The 6,774-nt window shown below is 68.7% G+C and carries 7 protein-coding genes, 1 pseudogene and 1 riboswitch; of the genes and pseudogenes, 4 read left to right on the top strand and 4 right to left on the bottom strand.

Features of this window, described 5'->3' with window-relative positions; translation table 11 throughout:
• Positions 1-515 (bottom strand): annotated as a pseudogene (locus tag AC1DXV_RS29310) (hypothetical protein); the annotation flags it as partial.
• Positions 516-813: 298 nt separating this feature from the next.
• Here AC1DXV_RS29310 and argG point away from each other — a divergent pair.
• Positions 814-2,154 carry an argininosuccinate synthase gene (gene argG, locus AC1DXV_RS29305; protein WP_477936939.1) on the top strand — a complete coding sequence of 447 codons (1,341 nt, stop codon included), beginning with the start codon at positions 814-816 and terminating at the stop codon, positions 2,152-2,154.
• 131 nt (positions 2,155-2,285) lie between these two features.
• A complete protein-coding gene (locus AC1DXV_RS29300) occupies positions 2,286-2,735 on the top strand; it encodes a hypothetical protein (protein ID WP_477868355.1) in 450 nt (149 codons plus the stop codon).
• 1 nt (position 2,736) lies between these two features.
• Here the strand turns inward: AC1DXV_RS29300 and AC1DXV_RS29295 are convergent, their stop codons facing one another.
• Complete coding sequence (locus tag AC1DXV_RS29295; protein WP_477936937.1) at positions 2,737-4,179, bottom strand: DHA2 family efflux MFS transporter permease subunit; 1,443 nt, start codon at positions 4,177-4,179, stop codon at positions 2,737-2,739.
• A 166-nt stretch (positions 4,180-4,345) separates the two neighbouring features.
• Between AC1DXV_RS29295 and AC1DXV_RS29290 the strand changes: the two genes are divergently transcribed.
• Positions 4,346-4,864, top strand: coding sequence for a hypothetical protein (locus AC1DXV_RS29290; protein ID WP_477868359.1), 519 nt, complete (start codon positions 4,346-4,348; stop codon positions 4,862-4,864).
• Between the two features lie 15 nt (positions 4,865-4,879).
• A complete protein-coding gene (locus tag AC1DXV_RS29285; protein ID WP_477868361.1) occupies positions 4,880-5,218 on the top strand; it encodes a hypothetical protein in 339 nt (112 codons plus the stop codon).
• Between the two features lie 6 nt (positions 5,219-5,224).
• On the opposite strand, the gene AC1DXV_RS29280 is transcribed toward AC1DXV_RS29285, so the two are convergent.
• Positions 5,225-5,704, bottom strand: a complete 480-nt coding sequence (locus tag AC1DXV_RS29280; protein ID WP_477868363.1) for a 6,7-dimethyl-8-ribityllumazine synthase — start codon at positions 5,702-5,704, stop codon at positions 5,225-5,227.
• 80 nt (positions 5,705-5,784) lie between these two features.
• A riboswitch (FMN riboswitch) is annotated at positions 5,785-5,954 on the bottom strand.
• A gap of 48 nt (positions 5,955-6,002) precedes the next feature.
• Positions 6,003-6,774: serine aminopeptidase domain-containing protein (locus AC1DXV_RS29275; protein ID WP_477936935.1), on the bottom strand; the 772-nt coding region annotated here is incomplete at its 5' end.

Here is a 6,774-nt window from a genome sequence, read left to right as displayed (position 1 = left end):
GTGATGGTCTGGCTCGGCTGACCGCTCTGGCTGTAGACGACGCTGGTCAGCCGGCCTTCCAGGTCATAGGTGTAGGTCTCGGTGACGCCACGGCTGTCGGTGCGGGTCTTCAGACGCCGCGCCGCGTCGTAGGTGATGTTGGTGATACCGGTGTCCGGGCTGATCAGCTGCGTCGCATCGCCAAAACCGTTGCGCGGGTACTGCGTGACCAGGTTGCGCGGGTCGGTCACCTTSGTCGGSCGKCCWCCKCCGTCRTACTCGATCACGGTCTTGCCGTTCTTCGGGTCGGTCAGATCCTTCACACGGTAGTGCGGGTCGTAGCCCACACGCGTCTGGATGTTCAGGCCGCCCGGATCGCGGGTGATCTTGGTGACGTTTCCTTCGGCGTCGTATTCATAGGCGCGGACTGGCGTTGGCGACACCGGCGGAGGCGGGATATCGGCGTGGCATGGGACAGCAGGCAGAAGCAGGCAGGTCGCAACAGCAAAGACCCCTGCGTGGGTCGTCGTGTTCATCGTCGGATTTCAGTAGGTGGTTGAGCATTCGCGCTGCCACACCCTCTCGAGGGGACTGCCTGGCAAGCGCACTGCGCGCATTGAAGCGCCGAGCTGGAGCGACGACAAGCATGGTCTGCATCGATGACATGCACCGACAAAGCCCGTATCTGCGCGCGCCCGCGCAAATACAAAATCAGTGTGCAGAAACGATGGAGGCTTCGTGCCAAACGAGCCTCGGCGGGACTGGATGAAAAAAGACCGAAAATAGCGGCCCGCCCCGCTCGTCGGACCCTTTCCCCTCTCTCGAAGACCCCAGATGGCCACCATCCTCCAGAACCTGCCCCTCGGGCAGAAAGTCGGCATCGCCTTCTCCGGCGGCCTGGACACCAGCGCCGCGCTGCACTGGATGAAGCTCAAGGGCGCCTTGCCCTATGCCTACACTGCCAACCTCGGCCAGCCCGACGAGCCCGACTACGACGAGATCCCGCGCAAGGCGATGCAGTACGGCGCCGAGAAGGCCCGCCTGGTCGATTGCCGGCTGCAGCTGGCCAATGAAGGCATCGCCGCGCTGCAGGCCGGCGCCTTCCACATCTCCACCGCCGGCATCACCTACTTCAACACCACGCCGCTCGGCCGCGCGGTCACCGGCACGATGCTGGTCGCCGCGATGAAGGAGGACGACGTCAACATCTGGGGCGACGGCAKCACCTTCAAGGGCAACGACATCGAGCGCTTCTACCGCTACGGCCTGCTGACCAACCCGAACCTGAAGATCTACAAGCCCTGGCTCGACCAGCTGTTCATCGACGAGCTGGGCGGCCGCGCCGAGATGTCGGCCTTCATGACGAAGGCCGGCTTCGGCTACAAGATGTCGGCCGAGAAGGCCTACTCCACCGACTCCAACATGCTCGGCGCCACGCACGAGGCGAAGGACCTGGAGCACCTGAACAGCGGCATCCGCATCGTCAACCCGATCATGGGCGTGGCCTTCTGGCGCGACGACGTGGCGGTGAAGGCCGAGGAGGTCACGGTGCGCTTCGAAGAGGGCCGCCCGGTCGCGTTGAACGGGCAGGGCTTCACCGACCCGGTGGCGCTGTTCCTCGAGGCCAACCGCATCGGCGGCCGCCACGGCCTGGGCATGAGCGACCAGATCGAGAACCGCATCATCGAGGCCAAGAGCCGCGGCATCTACGAGGCGCCGGGCCTCGCGCTGCTGCACATCGCCTACGAGCGCCTCGTGACCGGCATCCACAACGAGGACACCATCGAGCAGTACCGCATGAACGGCCTGAAGCTCGGCCGGCTGCTGTACCAGGGCCGCTGGTTCGACCCGCAGGCCATCATGCTGCGCGAGACCGCGCAGCGCTGGGTGGCGCGCGCCGTCACCGGCGAGGTGACGGTGGAGCTGCGCCGCGGCAACGACTACTCGATCCTCAACACCGAGAGCCCGAACCTGACCTACGCGCCGGAGCGGCTGTCGATGGAGAAGGTCGAGAATGCGCCGTTCTCGCCGCTGGACCGCATCGGCCAGCTGACGATGCGCAACCTCGACATCGCCGACACGCGCGAGAAGCTGATGGTGTATGCGCAGGCGGGGTTGCTGACGTCGGCGGGTGGATCTGCGCTGCCGCAGCTGAAGGACGACGCGGCCAAGTGACGAGGTGATGGAGGTGATGGCCGCCTACAGCCGGTAGCGGCTGCCTCCGATCGACGCGCCGCGAAGCCGCATCGATCATCGCTGAAGAGACGGCCCCAGGGCGGGGCCGTCGCATCTTCACGAGGAATCGCATGAACCGCATCACCACGCTCATCCCGCTCGCCGTCCTCACTGCCTTCGTCGCCGCCGGCTGCAGTTCCACGCCGAGCAACCTGCAGACCGCCACCGGCGACACGCGCCCGCAGCCGGTCATCGTGCAGGTGCCGGTCGAGATCTCGACGCCCGCGCTGGAATCCGGCTGCTGGGCCCAGTTCTACGGCGAACGCAATTTCAAGGGCGAGGTGGCGACGCTGGTCGGCCCGGTCTCGCTCGAGAGCGCCGACAAGATGAACGGCCGGCAGCTCAAGAAGGAGATCGACAGCCTGGTGACCGGCCCGAAGGCCACGCTGCGCGTCTACGAGCACGCCATGTTCAAGGATCGCTCCATCGCCTTCGGCCCCAACAGCCGCGAAGGTGGCTTGATCACCAAGCTCGGCGTCGGCGGCCACATCCAGTCGCTGCAGCTCGAATGCACCAGCTGATTCAGGCGGCATGCGCCGCTTGAGGGTCGGCCGGCGCGGCAACCTTCGTGAACCGCGCTGCCCCAAGCAACCCGCCGGCTGCCGCGAACAGGGCACCGATCAGGAACGCGAGGTGGTAGCCGGCGGTCAATGCGGCCTTCGGGTCCACGCCGGCTGACACCAGCCCACCGGTGTGCGCCGCAGCCAGGCTGGCCAGCACCGCCAGCCCGAGCGCGCCGCCCATCATGAACGAGGTGTTGACGATGCCCGAGGCCAGCCCCGAATCCTGCTGCTGCACCTCGCTCATCRCCGCCAGCAGCAGCGGGTTGAACGCGACGCCGGCACCGACGCCCAGCAGCAGCATGCTCGGCAGCACGTCGATCCAGAAGCTGCCGTCGACCGGTGCGCGTGCGAACAGCGCCAGCCCCAGCGCGGCCACCAGCAGCCCGCCGGCCAGCGGCTTCTTCAGCCCGAAGCGCATCACCAGCTTGGCCGACAGCCCGAGCGAGAACGCCGCCATGATCAGGTTGGACGGCAGGAACGCGAGCCCGACCTGCATCGGCGTGTAGCCGAGCACCAGCTGCAGGTACAGCGCCGAGATGAAGAACCACGCGAACATGCCGGCCGCCCACAGCACGCCGACGATGTTGGCGGTCGACAGATTGCGCAGGCGGAACAGCGACAGCGGCACCAGCGGCTCGGCCACGCGCGACTCGATCGCGAAGAACGCGCCCAGCAGCACGACGGCGGCGCCCAGCAGGCCGAGCGTCTGCGCCGACAGCCAACCCGCCTCGTTGCCGTTGACGATGGCGTACACCGCCAGCATCAGCGCGATGGTGATCGTCGCCGCGCCGGCCACATCGAGCTTCGCGCCATGCGCCGCCGGCGGCGTGGCCGGCAGCAGCACCCCGCACAGGGCCGCCACCGCGATGCCGATCGGCAGGTTGACGAGGAAGATCCAGTGCCAGCTCAGCGCGCCAGTCAGCAACCCGCCGAGCAGCACGCCGATGCTGCCGCCGCCGGCGCAGACGAAGCCGTAGACGCCCATCGCCTTCGCGCGCTCGGCCGGCTCGGTGAAAAGATTCATGATCAGCGACAGCGAGATCGCCGACACCACCGCGCCGGCCAGCCCCTGCACCGCGCGCGCGACGATCAGCACCCCCTGCGATTGCGCGAGACCGCAGGCCAGYGACGCGAGCGTGAAGCCGGCGATGCCGAGCAGGAACAGCCGGCGCTGGCCGTACAGGTCGCCGAGYCGGCCGCCCAGCAGCAGGAAGCCGCCGAAGGTCAGCATGTAGGCGTTGACCACCCACACCAGCGAGGTCTCCGAGAAGCCGAGGTCGCTGCGGATCGACGGCAGCGCGACGTTCACGATGGTCGTGTCCAGCACGATCATCAGCACGCCCAGGCACAGTACGGCGAGCGCCAGCCAGCGCTTGCGGGTGTCGAGGTGGCGGTGGGGCATCGGGAAATCCTCCGTCGTCGGGCCAAAAGCCGCCATTCTCGTCGCAGCGAACCGACACACCCCCCCAACAGGGGGGGCGCACCGCGCGCGACCGCATCGCGCCCGCTCGCTAGACTTCGCCGTTCATGCGCCGGGGAGGCGTTTCACTTCAGAAGATCCAGACCACATGAAACGGGCCACATTCCTGCTCAAGCTCTGTTACTGCCTGAACCTGTTCGGGCTCTTGCTGCCGATCGCGCTGGCGCGCCTCGGCGGCCTGCCGGCCTTCGGGGATGCGGCGGAAGCGGCCGCGGCGCTGCTCTCCGGGCTGATCGCGCTGGTGTTGCTGGTCGCCGGCCTGTACCGCATCGGCCTCGTCGCGCGCGTGCCCGGCACGCTGGACGCCTGGCCGGCCACCGGCCTGCCCGAGGCGCTGCAACGCGCCGGTTCGGTGGGCCTGCATGCCGGCGCGGTGATCGGCGTCGCGAGCCTGCTGGTGCGCCCGTGGCTGCATGGCGTCGATGCGGTGCCGGCCGTGCAGGTGCTGGCGATGGCCGGCGGCATCGGCCTGATCGGCCTGGTGCTGTTCGAGTTCGGCCGGTTGATGTCGTTCGAGCAGCGCGCGCGCGAAGAGCTGTCGCCGCAGCGTCTGCGCCCGTCCCCGGCGATCGAGGGCCATTCGAGCCTCGACCGGCGCAAGCACTGAGGCGCCGGGGCGGCGATGGCTCAACTGGATGTCGGCGATCGCCTCGCGTCGGGCTTCGTCGGCGTGGTTGTCGGTGCGGTGATCGGTGCGGCCGTGGCCTGGTGGCTGGGCGTGTACCACGCGGCGATCGACGTGCCCGACCTGCGGCCGGTGTTCGTGCGCTGGATCGGCGGCACGGCGCTCGGCTTCGGCCTGGTCGGGTTCCTGTTCGGCCCGGTCGTCGGCACCCTGCTCGGCGAGGTCATCACCTTGCTGTTCCGGCTCGAGGACCGGCGCTACACCGAGTCTCCGATCGGCATCTCGGTGCTGGTGATCCTCGTGCTCGGCGTGTGGTACTACGTCAAGTACCACTGAGGCGCATCAGGCCGGCAGCGCCTTCAGTGCTTCCAGCGTCGCGAGGCAGGCGCCGGCCACTTCGGCGCCCTTCTTGACGAAGTGCTCGCTGAAGAACTGCCGGTGCTCCGCATGCTCGTGGAAGTGCCGCGGTGTCAGCACGGCGGAGAACACCGGCACGCCGGTGTCCAGCTGCACCCGCATCAGGCCGTCGATCACCGCGGCGCTGACGAACTCATGCCGGTAGATGCCGCCATCGACGACGAGCGCACAGCCGACGATCGCGTCATACCGGCCGCTGCGCGCGAGCTTCTGCGCATGCAGCGGGATCTCGAACGCGCCGGGCACGTCGAACGCATCGATGCCGTCGGTCGGGATCCGTCGTCGCTCGAACTCGTCGAGCAACCCGCGGCGGGCCCGTTCGACGATCTCGCGGTGCCACGAGGCGCAGACGACCGCGATGCGCGGTGCGTTGATGAGGGAGGGACGGGTGTGGATCTGATTCATGGGTTCCTCGAGTTGGATGGCCAGAATCAGGGCGCGCGACAACGCGGGCGCTGCAGCCGAAGCCGCCGCGCCCGTGACATTCGCGTTTCTCTTTCATCCGGACTGTGACCGTCGGCCCTGGCATCGCACCAGGTCTGCTGACCCCGGCCAGGCCACTGCTTTCACAGTGGCATGAACGGGCGCTCGCGGGCTCCCGTGATCGCTCACGGATACCGCCGGTGGGGAATTTCGCCCCGCCCTGAGAACGCTGTCCGCCGGTGAGGGCGGACGCGGCGATTCTAGGTCGCCAGGCCGCGGCTCACTCGCAGCGCGCCGCGCCGCTCGCCACGCAGTCGAAGAAGCCGAGCACGCGGTGCAGCACCGGGATGCGGACTGCGTCGGCCTCGATCAGCAGCGAGTGCTTGCCTTGCATCACCGTGCGGCCGATGCAGTAGCCGGCGCCGTGCGCCGCATTGAGGTTGTCGCAGAAGGTCTTCTGCGCCGAGGGCTTCACCACCACGTCCTGCTCGCCCTGCAGCAGCAGCACCGGCTGGCGGATGCGCCCGGCCGCCTCGCCGCGCACCCGCTCGGCGGCGGCGCAGGACTGCTGGAACCAGCGGTACGACACGCCGCCCACCTTCGCATGCGGCGAGCCGCAGTCCGGGCCGTCGCAGCGGGCCAGCGCGCGCATGTCCCAATGGCGCTTGAAGCGCGCCGCGCTGTGGGTCAGCGCGTTCGGTGCATCGGGGGCGCGTTGCCGGATCAACTCGTAGGCGGGGTCGAAGGGCGTGCCCTCGGCATAGCTCTTCGGCATCAGCCAGGCGATGCCCGACAGCTGCATCGTGCCGCCATCGCACAGGTAGTCGGCCAGTTGGGCGGTGACGCCGGCGTTGCTGGCGCCGGTGGCCCACGGCGCCATCATCGGCGTCACGAGTGCCAGCGCCGCGATGCGCGCCGACGGCGAGGCCTCGAGGAACAGCGCCGCCGCCGCACCGCCCATCGAATGGGCCAGCAGGAACAGCGGCAGCGGCCGGCCGGCACGCGCCGCGCGCACCGGACCGTCGACGAAGGCGGCCAGGTCGTTCACATAG

It is taken from the genome of Rhizobacter sp. P3_C12 (assembly GCF_056402735.1).
This window is presented reverse-complemented; position numbering and strand designations above follow the sequence as displayed.

Excerpts from the sequence above, each read along its gene's own strand:
- AC1DXV_RS29285 (WP_477868361.1), top strand. The coding sequence starts at position 4,880 with ATGGCTCAACTGGATGTCGGCGATCGCCTCGCGTCGGGCTTCGTCGGC.
- AC1DXV_RS29300 (WP_477868355.1), top strand. The coding sequence starts at position 2,286 with ATGAACCGCATCACCACGCTCATCCCGCTCGCCGTCCTCACTGCCTTC.
- AC1DXV_RS29290 (WP_477868359.1), top strand. The coding sequence starts at position 4,346 with ATGAAACGGGCCACATTCCTGCTCAAGCTCTGTTACTGCCTGAACCTG.
- AC1DXV_RS29280 (WP_477868363.1), bottom strand. The coding sequence starts at position 5,704 with ATGAATCAGATCCACACCCGTCCCTCCCTCATCAACGCACCGCGCATC.